At 64.7% G+C, this 22275-nt stretch carries 17 protein-coding genes; 6 read left to right on the top strand and 11 right to left on the bottom strand.

The features are described 5' to 3' along the window. Window positions 1–57: 57 nt before the first annotated feature. From AC07P1_RS21080 to AC07P1_RS21060, 5 genes are all read right to left on the bottom strand, one after another. On the bottom strand, window positions 58–2304 hold the full coding sequence (locus tag AC07P1_RS21080; protein WP_494697663.1) for a PhoX family protein: 2247 nt from the start codon (window positions 2302–2304) through the stop codon (window positions 58–60). 135 nt (window positions 2305–2439) lie between these two features. Next, window positions 2440–2826 carry an HNH endonuclease family protein gene (locus AC07P1_RS21075; RefSeq protein ID WP_494697662.1) on the bottom strand — a complete coding sequence of 129 codons (387 nt, stop codon included), beginning with the start codon at window positions 2824–2826 and terminating at the stop codon, window positions 2440–2442. Between the two features lie 50 nt (window positions 2827–2876). Then, window positions 2877–4052, bottom strand: coding sequence for a trans-sulfuration enzyme family protein (locus AC07P1_RS21070; protein ID WP_494697661.1), 1176 nt, complete (start codon window positions 4050–4052; stop codon window positions 2877–2879). Further along, the gene (locus AC07P1_RS21065) at window positions 4049–5416 is read right to left on the bottom strand and encodes a pyridoxal-phosphate dependent enzyme (protein WP_494697660.1); all 1368 of its coding nucleotides are present in this window, start codon (window positions 5414–5416) and stop codon (window positions 4049–4051) included. The genes AC07P1_RS21070 and AC07P1_RS21065 overlap by 4 nt, the downstream gene beginning before the upstream one ends. Window positions 5417–5584: 168 nt before the next feature. Continuing rightward, window positions 5585–5959, bottom strand: a complete 375-nt coding sequence (locus AC07P1_RS21060) for a DUF4148 domain-containing protein (protein WP_494697659.1) — start codon at window positions 5957–5959, stop codon at window positions 5585–5587. A gap of 257 nt (window positions 5960–6216) precedes the next feature. Here AC07P1_RS21060 and AC07P1_RS21055 point away from each other — a divergent pair, with 257 nt between their 5' ends. Then, window positions 6217–6774, top strand: a complete 558-nt coding sequence (locus AC07P1_RS21055; RefSeq protein ID WP_494697658.1) for a thymidine kinase — start codon at window positions 6217–6219, stop codon at window positions 6772–6774. On the opposite strand, the gene AC07P1_RS21050 is transcribed toward AC07P1_RS21055, so the two are convergent. After that, window positions 6775–9120, bottom strand: a complete 2346-nt coding sequence (locus tag AC07P1_RS21050) for a TonB-dependent receptor (protein ID WP_494697657.1) — start codon at window positions 9118–9120, stop codon at window positions 6775–6777. 244 nt (window positions 9121–9364) lie between these two features. On the opposite strand from AC07P1_RS21050, the gene AC07P1_RS21045 reads away from it, so the two are divergent. After that, a complete protein-coding gene (locus AC07P1_RS21045) occupies window positions 9365–9895 on the top strand; it encodes an RNA polymerase sigma factor (RefSeq protein ID WP_494697656.1) in 531 nt (176 codons plus the stop codon). Further along, window positions 9888–10892 (top strand): FecR family protein, encoded by a 1005-nt coding sequence (locus AC07P1_RS21040; protein WP_494697655.1) that lies wholly within the window; start codon window positions 9888–9890, stop codon window positions 10890–10892. The genes AC07P1_RS21045 and AC07P1_RS21040 overlap by 8 nt, the downstream gene beginning before the upstream one ends. Before the next feature lie 100 nt (window positions 10893–10992). On the opposite strand, the gene AC07P1_RS21035 is transcribed toward AC07P1_RS21040, so the two are convergent. Both AC07P1_RS21035 and AC07P1_RS21030 read right to left on the bottom strand, forming a co-directional pair. Beyond that, a complete protein-coding gene (locus AC07P1_RS21035) occupies window positions 10993–13143 on the bottom strand; it encodes a prolyl oligopeptidase family serine peptidase (protein ID WP_494697654.1) in 2151 nt (716 codons plus the stop codon). Between the two features lies 1 nt (window position 13144). Next, on the bottom strand, window positions 13145–15214 hold the full coding sequence (locus AC07P1_RS21030) for a TonB-dependent receptor (protein WP_494697653.1): 2070 nt from the start codon (window positions 15212–15214) through the stop codon (window positions 13145–13147). A gap of 320 nt (window positions 15215–15534) precedes the next feature. On the opposite strand from AC07P1_RS21030, the gene AC07P1_RS21025 reads away from it, so the two are divergent. Together AC07P1_RS21025 and AC07P1_RS21020 are read left to right on the top strand one after the other, a co-directional pair. Further along, window positions 15535–17625: a TonB-dependent siderophore receptor gene (locus tag AC07P1_RS21025; RefSeq protein WP_494697930.1), complete on the top strand. Its 2091-nt coding sequence runs from the start codon at window positions 15535–15537 to the stop codon at window positions 17623–17625. Between the two features lie 26 nt (window positions 17626–17651). Further along, a complete protein-coding gene (locus AC07P1_RS21020) occupies window positions 17652–18830 on the top strand; it encodes an acetyltransferase domain-containing protein (RefSeq protein WP_494697652.1) in 1179 nt (392 codons plus the stop codon). A 108-nt stretch (window positions 18831–18938) separates the two neighbouring features. Here AC07P1_RS21020 and AC07P1_RS21015 read toward each other — a convergent pair whose 3' ends face one another. Continuing rightward, window positions 18939–20291, bottom strand: coding sequence for an MFS transporter (locus AC07P1_RS21015; RefSeq protein ID WP_494697651.1), 1353 nt, complete (start codon window positions 20289–20291; stop codon window positions 18939–18941). A 316-nt stretch (window positions 20292–20607) separates the two neighbouring features. On the opposite strand from AC07P1_RS21015, the gene AC07P1_RS21010 reads away from it, so the two are divergent. Beyond that, the gene (locus tag AC07P1_RS21010) at window positions 20608–21168 is read left to right on the top strand and encodes a hypothetical protein (protein ID WP_494697650.1); all 561 of its coding nucleotides are present in this window, start codon (window positions 20608–20610) and stop codon (window positions 21166–21168) included. Here the strand turns inward: AC07P1_RS21010 and AC07P1_RS21005 are convergent. Both AC07P1_RS21005 and AC07P1_RS21000 read right to left on the bottom strand, forming a co-directional pair. Further along, window positions 21143–21580, bottom strand: coding sequence for a copper chaperone PCu(A)C (locus tag AC07P1_RS21005; protein WP_494697649.1), 438 nt, complete (start codon window positions 21578–21580; stop codon window positions 21143–21145). The genes AC07P1_RS21010 and AC07P1_RS21005 overlap by 26 nt on opposite strands. Further along, complete coding sequence (locus AC07P1_RS21000; RefSeq protein ID WP_494697648.1) at window positions 21577–22191, bottom strand: SCO family protein; 615 nt, start codon at window positions 22189–22191, stop codon at window positions 21577–21579. The genes AC07P1_RS21005 and AC07P1_RS21000 overlap by 4 nt, the downstream gene beginning before the upstream one ends. Window positions 22192–22275 lie beyond the last annotated feature (84 nt).

The following is a 22275-nucleotide window of genomic DNA, read 5'->3' as shown; positions in this document are numbered from 1 at the left end:
AAAACGGCCCGGTCGCATTGCACGACCGGGCCGCTTGCACCTCACTTTAAATCACAATCAGCTGCCGATACGACCGCCATCGTTTTTGGTGATGACGATGGTGGCCGAGCGCGGACGCTTGCCGGCGCCGTAACCGGCGTTCGACGGCCACTGGCTGGTGTACTTGGTCGGGTCGTTGATGTTGGCCAGCGAGGTGTTCTCACCCGGGTGCTGGATGTTGATGAACATCGTCTTGCCGTCCGGCGTCTCTGTGATGCCGGTGATTTCCGACCCCGCAGGGCCGACCAGGAAACGCTTGAGCGTATCGGCGGTCGGCTTTTTGCCGATGAAGGTGTCCACCGCCAGGGTGCCGCCGGCGGTGGTGGTGTAGTTCAGCGTGGACTTGGCGCCGTCGCCGACCTTGCCCGGTATCGCCGCCAGCATCATGCAGTTGGTGACATCGGTGTAGGCGCCATCGTCGGTCTGGATCCAGCAGATGCCGGTGTATGGGCTGAAGGCCAGGCCGTCCGGGCTGGAGAAGTCCTGGTCGGCGGTGAGGCTCGACAGGTTGATCTTGCTGCTGTCGGCGCCGCTCTCGGCGCCGAACAGATACACGTCCCACGTGAAGCTGGTGGCCGCCGCCGCGCCGGTGCCTTCCTTGAAGCGGATGATATGGCCGTTCGGGTTGCCGTTTTGCGCGCTGGTGCCTTTCATGTCGGTGTAGGCGCGCGGGTTGGGGCCGTCCGGAGCCAGCTGCGACGACCCGGTCGGATTGACGGTGCGGTTCGAGTTGTTGGTCAGCGTGTAGTAGATCTCGCCGTTGGCCGGGTTGACCGAGCACCATTCCGGACGGTCCATCTTGGTGGCGCCGACGGCGTCCGCCGCCAGGCGCGTGTTGACCATGATGTCGGCCAGGTCGGCGAATTTGTAGCCGGCGTAAGCCTGGATCAGCGCGTTCGACATCGACAGCTCGATCCATTGGCCGGTGCCGTCGGCGGCCAGCTTGGCCACATACAGTTTGCCGGAGTCGAGGTATTTGTCGCCGGTGGCCATGCGGTCGGTCGGGTTGGCGTCCGACGCCAGCCAGGTGGCGTTGGAGACGAACTTGTAGATGTATTCGTTGCGCGAGTCGTCGCCCATGTAGACGGCCAACTGCTGGCCCACGGCCGGCACGCTGAAAGCGGCGCTTTCGTGCGCGTAGCGGCCCAGGGCCGTGCGCTTGCGGATTACTTTGGTCTTGTCGTAGGCGTCCATCTCGACGATGTAGCCCATGCCGTTCATCTCGTTGCGGTAGTCGTCGCTGCCGTCGGCCGACGCGCCTTTCTTGCTGATGTCCCAGCGCGCGTACTTGTCGTCGGTGCCGCCGGTTTCCCAGCCGTGGCGCGAGGTGGCGCCCTGGTTGCGGCCATAGCGACGCAGCGCGACGACCGATTTGTCGCCACGGGCGGCATCGTCGGTGGCGCCGCGCGCGAAGTAGCCGGACCAGTTTTCTTCGCCGCTCAGGTAGGTGCCCCATGGCGATTTGCCGGTGCCGCAGTTGTTCAGCGTGCCGCGCGTCTTGGTGCCGGTCGGCGAGTACTTGGTCACGACCAGCGCGTTGCCGCGCACAGGGCCGGAGATCTCGATGTCGCTCAGCGGGGTGACGCGGCGGTTGAAGGCCGAGTCGTTGACGGTGGCCCAGGTGGTGCCGGTCTTTTTGACTTCGACGACGCTCAGGCCGTGGACGGCGACTTCCTTGTCCACTTCGGCGGGGGGACGCGGCAGCGAGGTGGTGCCGCCGTTCACGTGCAGGAAGTGCGAGGCCAGTTTTTCGTCGGTGGTCGCCTCATGATTCATGGCCAGCACGCCGCGCTCGGCGCCCGATGCCAGCGGCGCGCCGGCGGCGGACAGGCCGAAGTATTCCATGCCGTCGTGGTGGTCGCCGGCGCGGTTGTCGAAATCGGTGTCGGTGCCGTCGTTCTTGTAGGCCGGGGTGGCGGCGCGCAGCGAGTCGCCCAGCGCGTAGATCGCGGTGGCGGTGTAGCCGGCCGGGACCGATACCTGGTCGGCCAGGCTTTTCGGCACGGCGGTGAAGGCCAGCAGTTTTTCAGTCGGTGTCGGGGTTGGCGGCGTGACCACCGGCGCGACGTTGTCGCTGCCGCCGCAGGCGCTCAGACCCATCGATCCCATGATCGCCGTGGCGGCCGTGACGGCACCGCCGCGCAGCATGTTGCGACGGCTCATGCGCGCGGCCAGGATCGTGTTGAAGTGCTCGCTTGGCGAGGCGTGGCTCTCGATATCATCCGCGTCGATGGAGTTGCGGACCAGATCGTTTGGCTTATTCATTGGGTGGGTTGTCCTGTAGTGACATGGTTAAAATGGCAAGCGCATGATAGCTAGCCTTTATGACGATGCCATGACAGGATGATGACAAGTTTGTGACCGTCGCTTGCTGCACCGGTCGTAACCGCTGGTTGTCGTTCAGCGTGCCGTTTGCGCGGGTTGGGAGTCGACGTCTTGCTCTTGGCGCACCCATTCCAGGTTGGCGATGGTGTTGTTGCGGACATTGCCGTCCTTGTGGCGCACGCCGGTCAGCCGCCCGGGGTTGGGCAGGTAAGCTTCGGCCACCAGTTCGTGCACCCAAAACTCGCCCACGCGGTTGCCGCCGCGTAGTTTGACCTTCAGGCCCTCCGGATAGATCACCGGGCGCAGCACGTTGACCTTTGTGCCGCCGGCGACCATCACGCGGCCATCCCTTGAGACTTTGTAAAAGCCGCTTCCGGGGATGGGCCTGGCGCTGGCGACGCCTATCGAATAGACACAGGCGATGACGACGACGCCGATGAGGATGAAGACGAATTCCAACATGGTTGCGATCTGGTTTCAGGCATGATTGTTCACGTTGCGGATACTAGCACCTAAATCGCGTCGAGCGAACCACGAATATCGGCCCTTAAATCCTCTATATCCTCGATTCCGACCGACAGCCGTATCAGGCCGTCGCCAATTCCCAACACCGCGCGCTGCGCCGGCGGGATGGTGGCATGGGTCATCAGCGCCGGATGCTCGATCAGGCTCTCTACGCCGCCCAGGCTTTCGGCCAGCGCGAACACCTCGCAATGCTCCAGGAAGCGGCGGGCGCCGGCCAGGTCGGTGTTCAGATCGATCGAGATGATGCCGCCGAAGCCTTCCATCTGGCGCTTGGCCAGCGCGTGCTGCGGGTGCGATTCCAGGCCGGGATAATAGACGCGGCGGATTTCCGGCTGCTGTTCCATCCAGCGGGCCAGTTCCAGCGCGCTGCGGCAGTGGCGTTCCATACGGATCGCCAGCGTTTTAACGCCGCGCAAGGTCAGGAAGCTGTCGAACGGCCCGGCGATGGCGCCGACCGAGTTTTGCAGGAATCCCAATTGTTCGCGCCATTCCTGTTGGTGCGCCTCGGCGCCGACGATGGCGATGCCGCCGATGACGTCCGAGTGGCCGTTCAGGTACTTGGTGGCCGAATGGACGACGATGTCGAAGCCGTGTTCCAGCGGCCGTTGCACCAGCGGGCTGGCGAAGGTGTTGTCGGCCACGGCGATGATGCCGCGTTCGCGGCAGATGGCGGCGATGGCTTTCAGGTCGGCCAGCTTGAGCATCGGATTGGTCGGCGTCTCGACCCACACCATTTTGGTTTCCGGCTTGATCGCGGCCAGCAGGTTTTCCGGGTTGGTCAGGTCGACGTAGGTGAAATCGTGGCCGGCGCTGCGGCGGCGCACCCGCTCGAACAGGCGGTAGGTGCCGCCGTACATGTCGTCGCCGGCGATGATGTGCGAGCCGGCGTCGGCCAGTTCCAGCACCGTCGATATCGCCGCCAGGCCGGAGGCGAAGGCGAAGGCCTGGGCGCCGCTTTCCAGGTCGGCGACGCAGCGCTCCAGCGCCCAGCGCGTGGGATTGTGCGAGCGGCCGTAGTCCAGGCCCTTGTGCACGCCGGGACTCTCCTGCACGTAGGTGGAGGTGGCGTAGATCGGCGGCATGATGGCGCCGGTCGACGGATCGGGCGACTGGCCGGCGTGGATCACGCGCGTCGACAGGGCATGGGCGGCTTTTTTGTTCAAGATAGTGTCCTTCGGAGATGGTTGAGCAGGTCGAAGCGGGTGATCAGGCCGTAGAAGATGTCGCCGTCGGCCACCACCGCCGTCAGGCCGCGATCGAGCACCGCGCGCAGCGCGTGCAGGTCGGCCGACGGATGCAGCGTTTCGAGGCGCCGCGTCATCGTCGCGCCGACCGGATTGGCGAAGCGCCCCGGTTGGGTGTCGACCGTCAGCAGCAGGTCCGATTCGTCGATGATGCCCACCAGCCGGCCGGCGGAGATCACCGGCAGCTGCGCCAGGTCGGCGGCGCGCATGCGGTTGAACGCGATCAGCAGTGAATCCTCCGGCGAGACGCTGACCACCTGGCCGGCGTCGTAGCGGCGTCCAATCAGGTCGCGCAGGTCGCGCTCCTGCGGACGCCGGAGCAAGCCCTGGTCCTGCATCCAGCCGTCGTTGTAGACCTTCGACAGGTAGCGGGTGCCGGTGTCGCAGACGAAGCTGACCACCCGTTTTGGCGTGGTCTGCTCGCGGCAGTATTGGAGGGCGGCGGCCAGCAGGGTGCCTGTCGACGAGCCGCCGGGTATGCCTTCCTCGCGCAGCAGCGTGCGGGCGCTGTCGAAGCTTTGCTGGTCGGTGATGGTGTAGGCCTTGCGCACGCCGGTCATGTCGGCGATGGCGGGGATGAAATCCTCGCCGATGCCTTCGACCGCCCACGAACCGCTGGTGTCGGATACGCGGCCGGTTTCGATGTATTCGGTCAGGATCGAGCCTTGCGGGTCGGCCAGCACGAATTCCAGCCGGGGGGCGACGCGGCGGAAGTAGCGCGTCAGTCCCGTCAAGGTGCCGGAGGAGCCGACGCCGACGACGATGGCGTCGACGTCATGGCCGGTCTGCTCCCAGATTTCCGGCCCGGTGGTGGTTTCGTGCGCCAGCGGATTGGCCGGGTTGTTGAACTGGTCGGCGAACCAGGCGCCCGGGGTTTCGGCGGCCAGCCGGGCGGCGAAGTCCTGGTAGTACTCGGGATGGCCCTTGCCGACGTCGGAGCGGGTGGTGCGCACCTCGGCGCCGAGCGCCTTCAGGTGCAGCACTTTTTCGGTCGACATCTTGTCCGGCACGACCAGCAGCACGCGGTAGCCTTTGAGCCGTCCGACCAGCGCCAGACCGAGGCCGGTGTTGCCGGCGGTCGCTTCGATGATGGTGCCGCCGGGCTTGAGGCGGCCGTCTGCTTCCGCCGCTTCGATCATCGACATGCCGATGCGGTCTTTGATCGAGCCGCCGGGGTTTTGCGATTCCAGTTTGAGGAATAGTTGGCAGGGGCCGGTGTCGAGACGGGTAATCTCGATCAGTGGCGTGTTGCCAATCAGAGTGAATAGTGCGGGGGTGCGCATATGGTCTCCTTGCTGCTTTTCAGGCAAGTATGCGCTTTTTTCCGTCGATGGGTGCGTCTCGTAGCGGGACGGATATGCGGTGGCGCAAGCGGCCGCCAATTGGGGATGTGAAGCGAAAAGTTGCCAGCGCCGCGTCCGCCTTCAGGGCGGACGCGGAGGCTTCAACCATTACAGGCTCGGTGCGTTGTACAGCTCCGGATAGGCTTCGCGGTAGGCGGCCAGTTCGGCTCGGACCTGGGCGCGGGTTTTGCCCTCGGGGGCCGCGCTCGGCACCTGGTTCTGGTATTGCTCGCCGGAGGTCACTTCGCCGCGTTGTTGCGCGGCCAGCAGTTCGGCGCGGACGTCGGCACGGGTTTTGGTCGAGACGAAGGTGGCGTTGTTGCCGGTGTACTGCTCGCCGGACTGGGGCGCATTACCTGCGGCGACGGCGGCCTGGTATTCGGCGACCACTTGGGCGCGGGTGAGCTGGCTGGTTTCCTGGGCCGACACGGCTGCGGAAGCGAACAGGGCGGCGACGGAGAGGGCGATGGCTGCGTTTTTCATGGTGTGGCTCCTGATATTAAAGTTTGAAATGGTTGTTGCGGCTTGCATTTGACGGTTAGTCTTGCTGTCGATTAGATCGCTAGCTACTTGTTTCTTACTTTGTTCCGTCATTTGTTTGCCAGTGAGTGAATAATAAATAGTGTGCGATTTAATCGCTAGCAAATAATATCTATCGGGGCGATAGCTTTGCCCAATCGGGCGTTTCCACGGTTTATAATTCCGCCCTTAAGACAGCACATATTTGAAAGCGGGCGGCGGTGGCAAAACTCTATTTCCGATACTCTGCGATGAACGCAGGCAAGTCCACGGCGATGCTGCAAGTGGCACACAACTATGAAGAGCAGGGCCAGCAGGTGCGCCTGTTCACGGCCGCCATCGACAACCGGTATGGCGTGGGGCGGGTGACGTCGCGGCTGGGACCGCAACGCCAGACCGAGGTGTTCGACGCCGACACCGATTTCCTGGCCAGGATCGACCAGAAGATCGCCTGCCTGCTGATCGACGAGGCGCAGTTCCTGACGACGGCGCAGGTGCAGCAGTTGCACCAGTTGGCGCAGGTGCGCGGCATTCCCGTGATCACCTACGGCCTGCGCACCGATTTCCGTGGCGAGCCGTTCCCCGGTTCGGCCTATCTGCTGGCGCTGGCAGACGATATCGAGGAACTCAAGAACATCTGCAGCTGCGGCAAGAAGGCGACCATGAACATCCGCGTCGACCAGGACGGTAAGCGCATGAAAGAGGGCGAGCAAATCAGCATCGGCGGCAACGAGAGTTATCGCCAGGCCTGCGGACGTTGCTTCTATTCCGAAGTCTGATCACTCCATCGCGTAGACCAGGTCCAGGCCTATTGTGCGCGGACGAAGCCGGGCCGCGTAGGTCTCGCTGGTGGCGGCGGTGACCGCTTCGACAGTGCGGTAGCCCGTCGCGCCACGGTCGTTGGCCAGGTTCTCGCCATACAGCGAGACGGTCCAGCGCCCCTTGCTGAAGGATAGCCGGCCGGTGACGTTGTTGATCGCATCGCCGGCCAGGTAGGGCGCGAAGGTGGCGTTTCGGTGCGGGCCGGAATGCTGCATGCCGGCCCGCGCGACGCCCCGCCAGCCGGCAATGAAGCCGAAGCGGTAGCTGGCGCCGGCGCTCATGGTGAAGCGGGGCACGTCGTCCACCGGCGAGCCGTCGACGATGCCGGTGTTGGCGACCGTGCCGGCGTACCTGGCCTTGACAAAGCCGGCGGCGAACGTGGCGTCGAGCGCCGTGGTCGGCGCGTACGAGACGGTGGCGTCGACGCCGTCGGTGCGGGTGCCGTTCGAGTTGATCAACACGTTCAGGCCGCTGGCGCCCAGCGGGGACCGCACCGCCACGTCCTTCCAGTCGCTGTGATAGAGCGCCAGTTCCATGCTCAAGCGGCGCTCGGGCATGGCCAGCTTGGTGCCGATTTCGTAGGTCCAGATCGAATCCGGTCGGATGACGGGCGCGATGGCGACATGGTTGGTCTGCGCGATCCGCTCGAATCCCGTCACTTGTGTCTGGCCGGAGCGAAAGCCCTTGGCCGCGCTGGTATAGAGTTGCCAGTCCCCGGCCGGACGGTATGACAGGCTCAGTCGCGGATTATTGCTGGAGAACTTGTTGCTCGCGGCCGGCTCGGCGATGTCGTGGTTGCTGACCTCGCTCGACAGCCGGTCACGGAAATGGCGCATGCCCAGGCTGGCCTCCAGCGGCAATGACGGCAGGGCATAGGCGATCTCGCCGAATATCGACGACGCGCTGGACCGTTCGCCGCCGCGCTGGTCGATGTCCTGCGACGGATAGCGCACCACGTCGTTGCGCGCCGACTTCCTGGCGTACAGGCCGGCGGTCCAGCGCCACGGTTTTTGTGTGTGCGAGGACAACCGCAATTCATGGGTGGCGATGCCGATGCGGATACCAGCGTCGAATTGCGCGCCCGACAGCAGGCCCGATTGCGGCAGCGCATAGGTGTTTTTCGAGTAGCCGTAGAACAGCTGGACCCGGTCGAAGTCATAAGTGCCGTTGATGCCCCGCAGGATATAGCCTGGCAAGCTATCGAGTTGCAGGCCTTGCGGCGCGATCCCGGCGTCGGTCGCGTACATGCCGGCGTCGTAGCGTCCCTTGTAGCGCCAATAGGTGGCGTTGACACTGAACTGTTCGCTGGGACGGAACAGCGCCCGCAGGCGCGCGGTCTTGACCTGTCCGGCATTGATGTCGGCGGGGCCGGGTGGCGGCGCGTCCAGCCATCCCGCCATGGTTTCATCGGTCGCGGCGATGCGCAGGGCCAGCATGTCGTCGACCAGCGGCAGGTTGACCATCACCTTGGCGGCGCGGCTGTCGCCGCCGCCCTCCGTGCGCGACAATCCCGTCGAGGCGGCGAAGGCGAATTTGTCCAGCCTGGCGTTGTTGGACATGGTGCGGATGGTGCCGCCCATCGACCCCTCGCCGAACAGGGTTCCCTGTGGACCCCGCAACACCTCGACCCGCTCCAGGTCCCAGGCGCGCACATCGGGCGAGATCGGTACGCTGACGCCGCTGAAGGGCACGTCGTCGACGTAGAAACCGTTCTCGTTGCCGCCCAACGAGGTCGAGATGCCGCGGATGCTGATCCTGGACAGGCCCGATCCAACGTCGTAGATGCTGATGCCGGGCACCTCCCGCAGGCCGTCGGCGACGCTGGCGGCGCCACGGCGCACCAGCGCCTTGCCCGACAATACGGAGACGGCGATCGGCACTTCGTTCAGGCTCTCGGCGAATTTGCGGGCCGTCACGATCACCGTCGGGGTGTCGTCGCCGGTGCCGTGGGGCGTGGTCCGTCTCAGGGTGGCGGCGCCCGGGCCGGTCTCGATGACTTCCACGCCGGTGCCGCGAAACATGCTCGACAAGGCTTCGAACGCCGTCATGTTGCCGCGCACGGCATTGGCGCCGATGCCGTGCAAGGCGCTGGGCGAATACAGGATCTGGATACCGGTCGACTCGATCAGCCGGCGCACCGCTTCGGCGGCCGGTTGCCGCTGTAGTTCGATGTCCCTGTCGATGGCGGGCGGGGGCGCCTGCGCCAGGGCGGGGGCGGTCAACACGCTGGCGGCAAATATGAACGCGCACGCGGGAATAAGACGGGCGCCCGGGGCGTTGTGCGGAGCGTGGGAATTTCTCATTGATCGTCGGAATGGATGCCCCTACTCGTTGGGATTGTAACCCGGTTGTCACACAAATCAGACACTGTCGTTGCTTTTCGGCATACAGGTCCAATCGGCCTCACGACTGCTACAACGCGCCGCCCGGCCCCATCCCCCACTCGGATCGAAAAAATATTCTAGCGCGTAAGTGTTTGATTTTAAAGGCGTGCTTTAGATGTAGAATCATCGCGGGCGTATCATTTCGCAAAGTAGGGGCTAGGGGATGCAGGTCATCGCGTTATATAAAGAGCGTCAAAAAACGCTGGTTCGGTATGTCCAGAGATTTCTGCGCAGCCCGGCCGAAGCGGAAGACGTGTCGCAGGAGGCGTTTCTGCGCGCCTACGCGGCCGAAGTGGGCGGCGCCACCGAGTTTTCCGCCGCGCTGCTCTACACGGTCGCCCGCAATCTGGCGTTGAGCGAACTGCGCAAGCGCACCACGCGCGCATCGGAACAGTACGAAGAGCTCTATCACCTGGACCCCAACCACTTTCGCAACGACCCGGAGGCGCAGGCCATCGACCGCAACCTGATCGCCTGCGTCGAGCGCGCGATGCTGGCCATGCCGCCCAAGTGCCTGGAGGTGTTCCAGATGCGGAAAATCGAAGACCTGAGCCATGCCGAAATTAGTGCAAAATTGGGGATCTCGGTGAAGACGATCGAACGCCATTTGACCAAGGCGTTGCGGATCTGCCGCGAGACCATGGAATCGGACGCGCACGGCGTCAATATCAACAATGGAGACGAGAATGGGTGACGTACTGCCGTTTTCGAGCGCCCCGACGCCGGAGTACGAGGCGCAGCAATGGATCATCCGGATAGACGGCGCGCCGCTGTCGAGCGAGGAGCGCGCGGCCCTGCGCGACTGGCTGGCGCGCGACCCGCGCCATGGCCAACTGCTCGACCAGCATGCCAAGCTGTGGCATGCGGCCGGCAAGGCGCGCGCGGTGGGCGCCGCGCCGGGCGCGGCCCGGGCCGGCACGTCCCGCTGGAAATATGGCGCCGGCATCGCCGGCCTGATCGCGGCGGGGCTGGCGGCGGTGGCGGTCGGCATCGGACCGCTGCGGCCGTCGCCGGCGGCGGCACCGGTGTTGCAGACGGCGGCCGGCCAGCATCAGCGCTTCACGCTGAGCGACGGCTCGCGGATCGAGCTCAACACCCGTTCCAGGGCGGTCGTCAAGTATCTGCCGGGCCAGCGCCAGATCGTGCTGGAAGACGGCGAGGGCTATTTCGAGGTGGCCAAGGACAAGGACCGGCCGTTCACCGTGGTGGCCGGCACGACGACGGTGCGTGCCGTCGGTACCCATTTCTTGGTGCGCCGGCGCGCCGGCGGCGACGTCGACGTGGTCGTCAGCGAGGGCGTGGTCCAGGTTGCGCAGCGCGATGGCAAGGCCGGCGCCGGCGCCGCGCCGGCCCGGGTCGCCAGGCTGGTGGCCGGCCAGGCGCTGGCCGCCAAACCCGCGCATTTCTCGGTCGCGCCGGTGACCGGCGAGAAAATGTCACAGCTGCTGGCCTGGCAAAAGGGCAGGGTGTCCTTTGAGGATACGCCGCTGTCGGCCGCGCTGGAAGAGATGAGCCGCTACGCGCCGCAACCGATCACGCCGGGCGATGCGCGCGCGGCGGCGGTCAGGGTGTCCGGTTCCTTCGCCACCGACAACGTGGAGGCGTTCCTCAAATCGCTCGAACTGGGGCTGGGCTTGAAGGTGCGCCAAGGCGCCGGCGGCTACATCGTCGAGTCGGCGCCCCGGGGCTGATCGCCGGCTCCAAAAAAAAGCGCACGACGTTTCCGTGTGCGCCAAAGGCCCGGGAGCCACACCAAACGGGTTGAAGCGGGCGTTGCGTCCCGCCTTCGCCTTACGGCTGCGCCGGCATCAATGTGCTGATGAGAAACGCCAGACGCAGTCCCATCAGGTCCGGCCGGCTGAGCGGGTCGCTCACGCCGTGTCCGCCTTCCGCATCCTCATACAGATAGGCCGGCGATCCCAGTTCCTGCAGCCGCGCCACCATCTTGCGGGCGTGTCCCGGCCCCACGCGGTTGTCGGTGGTGGCCACCGTGACCAGGAAGGGCGGATATTTCACGCCCCCTTTGGCGATGTGCAGCGGCGAATAGGAGCCAAGTACCTTGGCCATGGCCGGATCGGCCGGATCGCCGTATTCCTCGGTCCAGGCGCCGCCCATGCCCATCTTCGGGAAGCGCAGCATGTCGATCAAGGGCACGTCGCTGACGACCGCGCCGAACAGGTCCGGGCGCTGCAAGCCGATGGTCGCCGACAGCAAGCCGCCGTTGGACATGCCGAACACCCCGAGCCGGCCCGCCTTGACGAAACCGCTGTTGACCAGATCCTCGGCCACGGCGATGAAATCGTCATAGGAGCGCTGGCGGTTTTCCCGCATCGCGGCGCGGTGCCACTCGGCGCCGCGGTCGCCGCCGCCGCGAATGGCGGGGATGGCCAGGGCGCCGCCACGCTCGAACCACAACTTGGTGCCTTTGCCGCCGGTCACCGCGTCCAGATAGCCCGGGTGGAGCGAGATGCCGAACGCGCCGTAGCCCGTCATCAAGGTCGGCACCGATTTGCCGGCCGCGACCTTGCGCGGCCGGATCAGGAAGTAGTCGATGACGGTGCCGTCCTTGGAGCGCGCGCGGCGGCTTTCGACGGCCATGTTGGCGGCGTCAAAGGCGGCCGGCTCGGCGCCCAGTTCGTTGGCCATCGCGAGCGACTTCAATAGCGTGATCTTCGGCGGGGTCAGGTAGCCCTGCGTGCGCACCACCACGTCCGTGCGGGCCGCGTCGGCCGAGTCGAACGACACCGACACGCCGGTCGGCGGCGTGAAGACGTCGCGCGTACGCCAACCGTCGCTGGTTGGCTGGGCGGCCACCAGTTTGGTTTCCAGGCCGCGCTTCAGGTTGAACAGCAGCGCGGATTTGGTGCCGACCACGCCGCCGGCCATGCCGATGTCGAGCACCTCGCCACGGGCCGGCTGGTAGATGACGCCGGCTTTGCGGTCGGCCGGCGTGGCGCCGGCGGCGTCATAGCTCAGCAGGGTTTCGGCGGGGTAGGTCTTGCCGTTGATCTCGGCCGGCTCGGCAAGTTGGGCGATCAGATGGCGGCCGGTCTGCGCCAGCAGGCCGAAGGGCTTCAGTTTCTTCGGCAGCGCCACCTCGCTGATTTTTCCGGCGTTGTCATAGAGCGCGAATTCAAAGGTCGAATAGTCGATCGCGCGTTCGATGACCCCGACGGCGTCGCGGCCTTCGCCGATGCGGCTGAGCATGAGCAGCGCGTCGGTCGGCTTGGCCTGGTAGACGATGGGCGCGGTGGCGACCGGCGTGCCGCGCCGCCACAAGCGCACCGCCGCGCCCCAGCCGGCGTTGGTGCGGGGCGAGTCCCCCAACGTATGGGTGATCAGCACGCGGTCCTTATCAAGCCAGACCGCGTCGGTGCGCGAGGCCGGCACGTGCAAGCCGCCGTCGACGAATTTGCCGAGCGCCAGATCGAACTCGCGCAACTCGACATCGTCGGCGCCGGCCGGCGACAGGCGCAGCAGGCAATAGCGGTACGCGGGCGCCAGGCAGCCCGCCGCCATCGGCGCCAATCCGCCCAGGCGCAGTTCGTAGGGCTTGCCTTCGTGTTGGCGCAGTTGTTCGACGTCAAGCAAGGTTTTCCAGGCGCCGATGCTACCGTCGGCGCCGCGCTTGGCCACCTGGAACTGGCCGTGCGGATGGGCTGCGTCCTTTTGCAGGCGCAGCGCGCGCTGGCCGAGCAGGGTGATCTCCGCCAGCGGCGCGCTGGCCGTCAGCGCGTTGCGCAGTTCGGCCATGACGGGTTGATACACGCTTTTGCCGGAAAATGTCTGGATCGTCGCGGCGGTCTGTTTCGCCGCCCAGTTCAGGGCCTTGGGATCGGTCGGGGCTTCCAGCCATTGCAACTGGTCGAGCTGCGCCGCTGCGTTGCCCGCCAGGCTGGCGAAGGTGGTGAGGGTGAGCCAAAATTTTTTGTTCGAGTTCATCTTATTTTCCCATGGCGTAGCGAAGTTCGAGGCCGATAGTGCGCGGCCGCAAGCGTGGTGAGGTCGATTCGGATTCCGTGGCCGACAATGCCGTGATGGAACGGAAGCCGGCGGCGTCGTGGTTGTTGCCCAGGTTGTCGCCGAACACGGAGACGGTCCATGGACCCTTGTTCAGCGAGAGGCGGGCGTTGGCGCTGCCGACCGCGTCGCCGTTGGCCTGGATCAGCGAAGGCGAGGCCGGATGGGCGCCCACGCGCTGGAAGCTGGCGCGCGCGTTGCCCTGCCAGCCGCCGAACAGTGGAAAGCCGTAGTCGGCGCTGGCGCTGACGTTGTAGCGCGGCACGTCGTCGACCCGGCCCCCGGCGGCGATGCCGGTGCCGGCCACCGCGCCCTTGTACTTGGCGTCGACGAAGCCGGCCGCCAGGGTGGTGGTCAGCGAGTTGGTGACGGCGTAGGCCAGGCTGGCGTCGATGCCCTTGGTGGTGGTGCCGGGCGAGCTGCTCAGGCCGTTGAAGCCGGTGGCGCCGATCGGCACGCGGATGGCGAAGTCCTTCCAGTCGCTGTGGTAGACGGCGAACTCCATGTTCAGGCGCCGGTCCAGCGCGCTGGCCTTGGTGCCCAGTTCATAGGTCTTGATGGAATCGGACTTGATCGCCGACGGCAGCACGATGCCGTACTGGGCCGCCAGCGCTGTCATGCCGGTGACCTGGTTCTGGCCCGAGCGGAAACCCTTGGAGGCGCTGGCGTAGATCTGCTGCGACTCGTTGGGACGGTAGGCCAGGCTGAGGCGCGGATTGTTGCTGCCGAAACGGTTGCTGGTGCCCGGTTCGGGCACGCCGAGGTTGACGTCCTGGCCGGCGATGCGGTCGCGGAAGTGGCGCATGCCGACGCTCGCCTCCAGTGGCAGTTGCGGGAAGGTGTAGGTGACGTCGCCGAAGATGGCCGACGCGGTCGAGTCGGTCGCGCTGGTTTGATTCAGGTTGATGACCGTGGCCTCGAACACGTCGAAGCGGTTGGCAGTGCGCCGGTACAGACCGGCCGTCCAGCGCCAAGGTTTCTGGCCGGTGGAGGCGAAGCGCAGTTCGTGGGTTTTCACATCGATGCCGATCGACGCGTCGAGGGTGCCACCGGCGAAGGCGCCGGACTGCGGCAACTGATACTTGTTGTTGGCGTAGCCGTAGAACACGCTGAAATCGTCGAAGTCGTAGGTGCCGCTGATGCCTTTCAAGGTGTAGGTCGGCGCCGAATCGAGGACGATGGAGCGCGAGGCCGTGCCCTGGTCGGTCTCGCCGGCGCCGTACGGCGTCTTGTTCCGGTAGTCCCAATAGCTGGCGTTGATGGTCAGCGCGTCGGTCGGCTTAAACAGCGTGCGCACCCGCACCGTCTTCGGCGCCGAGCTGTTGATGTTTTGGCGGCCGCTGGACGGATCGTCGATCCAGCCCTTGTAGTCCTCGTCGGTCACGGCGAAGCGGATGGCCAGCATGTCGGTGACGACCGGCACGTTGAGCATCGCTTTGACGGCTCGGTTGTCGCTGCCGCCCTCGGTGCGGGACCAGCCGGCCTGGCCGGCGAACGAAAAGGTGTTGAGGCGGGCGTTGTTGGTCAGCGTGCGGATGGTGCCGCCCATGGAACCCTCGCCGAACAGGGTGCCTTGCGGTCCGCGCAGTACCTCGACGCGCTCCAGGTCCCAGGCACGCACATCGGGGGCGATCGGCACCGTCACGCCGGTGAACGGCAGGTCGTCGAGGTAGTAGCCGTTCTCGTTACCACCGAGCGAGGTCGAGATGCCGCGAATGCTGATTTTGGTGATGCCCGAACCGTTGTCGTACTGGCTCACGCCGGGAACGCTCTGCAGCACGTCGGCGATGCTCTGGGCGCCGCGCCGCAGCAAATCGTCGTTCGAAAACACCGAGATGGCGATCGGAACGTCGACCAGGCGCTCGGTGAACTTGCGCGACGTGACCATGACCGTGGCGATGGCCGGCGATGGCGGCGCGGCCGCGCCATCGGCGGTGGCGGTTGGCGGTTGTTCGTCGGAGGAGACGGCGGCGGACGCGGCGCCGGCTAACAAGGACGCGCATGCTGCGGATACTGCGGTGAAACAGATAGTTCGAACCAATCGGGGGGACGACTTCATTTTCTTTCTCCGGGCGTGTGACAGGCGTAGGCGCCATGCGGACATGGCGGGTGACTGTTTCGTCACCGCCGGTACAACGCGCGGGGAAAACACTTCCCCCATTTAAAGATGAAAATAATTTATACCGATGCCGGCCCGATCGCCGGACGGGGCGCGCGCCATCCGGCTGGCGTGGTTTAACGCAACTTGATTGCGTTGGCATGTATAATGCAAGTCTATTGCGTTTGGAATTTACTTTTGGAGTCTTTATGCTGATGGTGCGTCACACCCGCCTGGCGATCTGCCTGGCCGCCGCTTTTCCCTTGTTCGCGTCGGCCGCCGCCGACGAACCGGATGTCGTCGAAATCACCGCCGCTCGCCAGCCTTACCGCAGCCTGTCGGCGACCGCCGCCACCAAGACCGAGACGGACTTGAAGGACCTGCCGCAAAGCGCGCGCGTGCTGACCGCCGACATGTTGCGCGACGCCGGCGTGAGCCGCTTCGCCGACGCGCTGGACCTGGGCAGCGGCATCTCGCGGCAGAACAACTTCGGCGGCGTGTGGGACAGTTACGCGGTGCGCGGCTTCACCGGCGATCCGAACTACGGCTCCGATTTCCTGGTCAACGGCTTCAGCTCCAGCCGGGGCTACAACGGCTTGCGCGACAGCGCCAACGTCAATAGCATCGAGATCCTCAAAGGCCCGGCGGCCGCCTTGTATGGACGCGGGGAGCCGGGCGGCATCGTCAACATCGCCACCAAGAAGCCCTTGTTCCAGCCGTCGTACACGCTGGAGCAATCGGTCGGCAGCCATGACACCTATCGCACCGCCGCCGACCTCACCGGTCCTTTGAGCGAGACCGTCGCCTACCGCCTGAACGCGGCCTACGAAAAGGGCGACAGCTTCCGCGATACGCTGTCGTCGAAGCGTCATATGGTCTCGCCGTCGGTGATCTGGCGCGTGACGGACGGCACCACCGTCTCCTATGAGCTGGAGCAGTTCGAGCAGCAAGCCTACTTCGATCGCGGCGTGGTGGCGGTCAAGGGCGTGCTGGGACTGATCCCGAACTCGCGCTTCCTCGGCGAGGCGGCCGATGGCCCGATTACTGTGAAATCGACCGGTCACCAGGTCTTTGTGCAGCACGACTTCAAGGATGGCTGGTCGCTGCAAAGCGGCCTGGCTTACCGCAGCAGCTCGATGAAGGGCTTTTCGACCGAGGCCTCGGCGCTGCAGGCGGACGGCCGTACCTTGTGGCGCCAACGCCGCTTCCGCGATTTCTCGGCGCAGGACTGGTCGGGCCGCGTCGAGTTGCTGGGCAAATTGAGCACCGGCTCCTTGCGGCATAACGTGCTGTTCGGCTTCGATGGCTATCGGTTTATCGATGACCGGCTTCAGTTGCGCAGGAATCCCAATGCGGCGGCGCCTTATGCCATCGATATCTATCAACCGGTGTACGGCGGCGCGGGGCCGACCACACTCGGGCCGTCGATCAACACCCGTGAACAGCAGTGGTCCACGGCGTTTTACGCGCAGGATCAAATCGATTTGACCACGCAGTGGAAGGTGTTGCTGGGCGTGCGGCGCGACGCCTACCGCCAGACCATCACCAACGCCAACCGCAACGGCTTGCAGAACCACCAGACGCTCGACGCCACCAGCCCGCGTGTCGGCCTGGTGTATCAGCCGAACCGGCAGATTTCGCTGTATGCGTCGGCGGGCAAGTCGTTCCGGCCGAACAGCGGCATCGGCATCAACAACGAATCGTTCCCGGCCGAGACCAGCCGCGCCTATGAAACCGGCATCAAGTTCGACACCGCCGACGGTAGGTTGAGCAGCACCCTGGCGCTGTATTCGATCCGGAAGAAGAACGTGCTGACCTTGAACCCGCTGGACACCAACTTCTCGCTGGCGGCCGGCGAGGTCGGAAGCAAGGGCGTCGAACTGGATGTGTCGGGGGAGCTGGCGCGCAAGCTGCAGCTGTCGTTCTCCTACGCCTACACGGACGCGGAGGTCCTGCGTGACAACGTGCTGGCGGTCGGCGGCGCGCTGCCCAATGTTCCCAGGCAAAGCGCCAATCTGCTGCTGGTGCGCGAGCTGACGGTCGGCGGCGCGCGCGCGTCGCTGGGCGGCGGTCTGAATTACGTCGGCGAGCGCAATGGCGACGTTGCAATCTCCAACACTTTCAAACTGCCATCCTATACGACGGCAAAGCTGGTATCGTCCTATTCGCCGTCCAGCAAGTTGCGCCTGTCGCTGGACATCGACAATTTGTTCGATAAGACGTACTACCCGAGCTCCTACCAGCAAACCTGGGTGGCGGCCGGCGAGGAGCGCCGTGTCACGTTGAAGGCACAGTATAAATTCTAAAGTCAGGTTTGAGTTCAGCGAGTGATATGAGTGTGAATGCGAGTGTAAATGGCATGACGGCGGCGCCGGCGCATGGCGCCCGCGTGGCGTCGATCGACGTGATGCGCGGGTTGGTGATGATGGTGATGATGCTCGATCACGTGCGCGAGCGGTTCTTCCTGCGCTGGCCCGTTCCCGATCCGATGGACATCGCGACGATCGAACCGGCGCAGTTCTTCGGCCGGTTCGCGGCGCACTTCTGCGCGCCGATCTTTGTGTTCCTCACCGGGTTGTCGGCCTGGCTGTATGCGCATCCGGCCGGCGGGCCGCGCTCGGCCACCGGATTTTTGCTCAAGCGCGGCCTGTTCCTGGTGGCGCTGGAGATCTTCGTCATCAATGTCTCCTGGAGCGGGCGCTTTCCGCCGTCAACCATTTATCTGCAGGTGATCTGGGCGATCGGCTTGTCGATGATCGCGCTGGCGCTGCTGCATCGGCTGCCGCGCAAGGCGCTGGTGGCGCTGGGATTGATCATCGTGTTCGGGCATAACCTGCTGACGCCGATCTCGTTCGAGCCGGGTAGCTGGGGCTTCGTCCCCTGGACGATTTTGCATGACCGCGGATACCTCGTGGCGGAAGGCGCGCTGAAAATCAAGATCAGTTATCCACTGCTGCCGTGGATCGGCGTGATTTTGCTGGGCTACGCGGCCGGTCCGTGGTATGCCAGGTCGGAGCAACCGGCGAACCGCCGCAAGACGCTGCTGATCGCCGGTTGCGTGTCGATGGCGTTGCTGATGTTGCTGCGCGGGCTGAACATCTACGGCGAGACGCTCGACTGGGTGCCCGGCGAGACGGCGCTGCTGACGGTGATGTCGTTCCTGAACGTGACCAAGTATCCGCCATCGCTGGCGTTCCTGCTGATCACGGTGGGAGGCGGGTGTCTGGTGCTGGCCTGGCTGGAAGGGCGGAACAACGGCTTTTTGCGCGTGGCCGCCGTGTTTGGCGGGGTGCCGATGTTCTACTACCTGCTGCACCTGTTCACGCTGCTGTTTCTGCAGGAAGCGGCGCTGGCGCTGTTCGGCGCCAATTATGGCGGGCGCTACGAGTTCGACAGCTATTGGGCGGTGTGGCTGATGTCGGCGGCGTTGATACCGCTGATGTACTGGCCTTGCAAAGCGTTCGGCCAGTTCAAGCGCCGCACGACGATGGGTTGGGTGAAGTATCTTTAAAGTAGAGCGGATTAGCGTAGCGTAATCGGCCATGCATGCGTCTCGGCGACGCATGCATGGCCGATTACGGCGTTCCGCCTAATCCGCCCTACGTGTCTCCACGACGGGTCAGGCGGCCAGCGGCAACTTGGTGACCACCGGCGTTTTGAACTCGAAACGCTTGATCTCGCCCACCATCAGCACATAGCACAGGATGGCGACGGCGGCGTTGGCGCCGACGTACACCAAGGCGCCGGCGAACGAGCCGGTCTCCTGCAGGATGTAACCGATCACGATCGGCGTGGTGATGCCCGCCGTGTTGCCGAAGGTGTTGAACAGGGCGCCGCTCAGGCCGCCAGCTTCCTTCGGCGACGTGTCCGCCACCACGGCCCATCCCAGCGCGCCGATCCCTTTGCCGAAGAACGCCAGCGACATCACCGTGATGACCAGCCAGTCGGTTTCAACGTAGTTGCAGATGATCATGGACATCGCCAGCAGCAGGCCGCAGACGATAGGCGTCTTGCGCGCCACCGACAGCGAGAAGCCGCGCTTGATCAGACGGTCCGAGATCACGCCGCCCAGCACGCCGCCGAGGAAGCCGGCCACCGCCGGCAGCGCCGCGACAAAGCCAGCCTTCAAAATCGTCATGTGACGCTCGGTGACCAGGTAGACCGGGAACCAGGTCAGGAAGAAATAGGTCAGCGTGTTGATGCAATACTGGCCGATGTAGACGCCTAGCAGCATGCGGTTGCCCAGCAACTGGCGGATCGCCGAGCCGGTGTCCAGCTTGGTCGTGGCGACGGCTTTGTCCTTGCTTTCCAGATCGATCAGCGCGCCGCCTTCCTTGATATAGGCCAGCTCGGCCGCGTTGATGCGCGGATGGTCCTTCGGGCCGTACACCATCTTGAGCCAGATGAAGGACATCAAAATGCCCAACCCGCCCATGACGTAGAACACGCTTTCCCAGCCATGGGTGTGGACCAGCCAGCCCATCAAAGGCCCGAACAGTACGGTGGCGAAGTACTGCGCCGAATTGAAGATGGCGGCGGCCGTGCCGCGCTCGGCGGTCGGGAACCACGACGAGGCCAGCCGGCTGTTGCCGGGGAAGGAGGGCGCCTCGGACGCGCCGACGGCCAGCCGCAGACAGAACAGCGCGGTCAGCGCGGCGGCGCCGGTCAGGAAGCCGACCGTGCCCATCAGCATGGTGAACAGCGACCACATGAAGATGCTGAAGAAATAGGTGATCTTGGTGCCGAAGCGGTCGAGCAGCCAGCCGCCTGGCAATTGTGCCAGCACGTAGGACCAGGCGAAGGCCGAGAACACATAGCCCATCTGCACCGGCGACAGTCCCAGCAGCTTTTTCAGCTCTGGACCGGCGATGGCGATGGTGGCGCGGTCGGCGTAATTGATGGTGGTGACTGCGAACAGAATGGCCAGAATAAGCCAGCGTACCCGCGTGGCTGGTGCTTGCTGCGTCGTCATGCGATCTCCTTGCTGATGTTGTGTGCGCAGATAATAGCGCAGATATCAGACATCATACAACTGGATATCTCAAATATGTATAGCGGTTATACATTACTGTAGTACAAGCAACTAAATTCAAATAAATCAAGAAGTTAAACGTTTTCCATTGTTGATTTTAGTTGTACGATGACGTATGTGAATATTGCGAGGAGTCTGTCGAACGCCGACCGCGCCGGCGCGGCGGTGTTGGTGGGGGAAGGGCGGGGTGCGCAGCTTGGCCGGCGCCCGGCGGGATCGGAATTGACGTGGAATAGCCACCGTGCGACGATGCCGCATGAGCAGCCTGTTTGAATGTAACGTACTTGCGCCGGCCTGGCTGTGCCACCATCGCGATCTTCTGATCTACCTGGTGCCGTCCCTGCTGCTGGCGCTGCTGATCCGCGCCTTGTCGGCGCGGCATCCCTTCTTTTTCCTCTTCACGCTGGCCGGCACCATCTGCCACGAGCTGGCGCATTTCATCGCCGCCAAGCTGACCGGCGCCCGGCCGGCCGCCTTCACGGTGATACCGCGCCGGGTCGGACAGGGGTGGGAATTGGGTTCGGTGCGCCTGACGCGAGTGCGCTGGTACAACGCGGCGCCGTCCGCGCTGGCGCCGTTTGTGGTGGTGGTGCTGCCGTTCCTGGTGGCATGGTGGCGCACCCGTTACGGCCTGCATTTCCAGTGGATCGACGTGGCGCTGGCGTTCGCCGTGGCGCCGCAGTTCCTGGCCTTCTGGCCGTCCCACGTCGACTGGAAAATCTCGTTGCGGTCGTGGCCGTATTTGCCGATCGTCGGCGCCGGCTGGTGGGTGGCCGGCGTGACCGGATTAACTAGTGGTGCATGGCTGCCGTATTAAGCGGCTTGACCGGAGCGTCCACCACGATCTTGCTGCGCACCTTCTGCGCGTTTTCGATCTCCAACGTCAGCGGCACGGTGGCGCCTTCCTTCAGCGGTTGCTTCAAATCCAGCAGCATCAGGTGGTAGCCGCCGGGGCTGAGCTTGACCGGTTTGCCGGCCGGCAGATCCAGCGCGGTGACTTCGCGCATGCGCATCACATCGTCGACCATTTTCATTTCATGCACTTCGACCACGCCGGCGGCCGGCGAGCTGGCGCCGACCAGCTTGGCGCCTTGTACCGAGGTCAGGGTCATGAAGGCGCCGGTGGCTTTTTGCGCGGCGACGGTGGCGCGCACCCACGGTTCGCCGACGGTCACCTGGGCCAGGGCGGGGAGGGCGGCGAGCAGCAGCAGGGAGAGCAGTTTTTTCATTGGAATAGTCCTTTCAGGAAGCTGGTTGGTCGTGCGGGAGCCATCAGTTTGCGCAGGTCGTCTGCGCATTGCTGGGCTGGTTGGTCATGTTTGAAGGCGAGCCGGATCTTGCTGTCGGCGTCGAACACGTAGGTGATGGCGGTGTGGTCCATCGTGTACGAGCTGCCGCTGGGGACCTTGCGATAAAAGATCTTGAAGTCGGCCGCAGCCTTGGCGGTCTGCGCGAGGTTGCCGCGCACACTGACGAAGGTCGGATCGAAGGCGCGCATGTATTCGGTGAGCAGCGGGCCGGTGTCGCGCTCGGGGTCGACGGTGGCGAAGACGATTTGCAGTTTGTTGCCGTCCGCGCCCAGCAGGCGTTTGATTTCGACGGCGCGCGACAGCGCCGTCGGGCAGACGTCCGGGCATTGCGTGAAGCCGAAGAACAGCATCACGTATTTGCCTTTGAAGTCGCGCAGCGAGGCCGGCTTGCCGTCGGCGTAAAACAGCTGGTAGTCCGGGCCAATGGCGGCGCCGGTGACGTCGATGCCGTTGTAGGCCGGTGCGGCCATGGTTGGCGCGGCCGTGATCAGCATGGCCGCGAGCGTGGAAATGAAATATCGTCGTTGCATGGATATCCTGTCGATGATGAAAAGGCGTGCGCACGCTCGGCACCCAACTGGGCGGGGCGGCGTATCGTGCGCTTCAAGCGAGGG

It is taken from the genome of Duganella sp. GW821-FHT07F09, from assembly GCF_059418705.1.
This window is presented reverse-complemented; position numbering and strand designations above follow the sequence as displayed.

What these genes read in the sequence shown, in the direction of transcription:
- AC07P1_RS21080 (WP_494697663.1), bottom strand. Translation starts at nt 2,304, where the DNA reads ATGAATAAGCCAAACGATCTGGTCCGCAACTCCATCGACGCGGATGAT.
- AC07P1_RS21075 (WP_494697662.1), bottom strand. Translation starts at nt 2,826, where the DNA reads ATGTTGGAATTCGTCTTCATCCTCATCGGCGTCGTCGTCATCGCCTGT.
- AC07P1_RS21065 (WP_494697660.1), bottom strand. Translation starts at nt 5,416, where the DNA reads ATGCGCACCCCCGCACTATTCACTCTGATTGGCAACACGCCACTGATC.
- AC07P1_RS21060 (WP_494697659.1), bottom strand. Translation starts at nt 5,959, where the DNA reads ATGAAAAACGCAGCCATCGCCCTCTCCGTCGCCGCCCTGTTCGCTTCC.
- AC07P1_RS21050 (WP_494697657.1), bottom strand. Translation starts at nt 9,120, where the DNA reads ATGAGAAATTCCCACGCTCCGCACAACGCCCCGGGCGCCCGTCTTATT.
- AC07P1_RS21045 (WP_494697656.1), top strand. Translation starts at nt 9,365, where the DNA reads ATGCAGGTCATCGCGTTATATAAAGAGCGTCAAAAAACGCTGGTTCGG.
- AC07P1_RS21040 (WP_494697655.1), top strand. Translation starts at nt 9,888, where the DNA reads ATGGGTGACGTACTGCCGTTTTCGAGCGCCCCGACGCCGGAGTACGAG.
- AC07P1_RS21035 (WP_494697654.1), bottom strand. Translation starts at nt 13,143, where the DNA reads ATGAACTCGAACAAAAAATTTTGGCTCACCCTCACCACCTTCGCCAGC.
- AC07P1_RS21025 (WP_494697930.1), top strand. Translation starts at nt 15,535, where the DNA reads ATGGTGCGTCACACCCGCCTGGCGATCTGCCTGGCCGCCGCTTTTCCC.
- AC07P1_RS21020 (WP_494697652.1), top strand. Translation starts at nt 17,652, where the DNA reads ATGAGTGTGAATGCGAGTGTAAATGGCATGACGGCGGCGCCGGCGCAT.
- AC07P1_RS21015 (WP_494697651.1), bottom strand. Translation starts at nt 20,291, where the DNA reads ATGACGACGCAGCAAGCACCAGCCACGCGGGTACGCTGGCTTATTCTG.
- AC07P1_RS21010 (WP_494697650.1), top strand. Translation starts at nt 20,608, where the DNA reads ATGAGCAGCCTGTTTGAATGTAACGTACTTGCGCCGGCCTGGCTGTGC.
- AC07P1_RS21005 (WP_494697649.1), bottom strand. Translation starts at nt 21,580, where the DNA reads ATGAAAAAACTGCTCTCCCTGCTGCTGCTCGCCGCCCTCCCCGCCCTG.
- AC07P1_RS21000 (WP_494697648.1), bottom strand. Translation starts at nt 22,191, where the DNA reads ATGCAACGACGATATTTCATTTCCACGCTCGCGGCCATGCTGATCACG.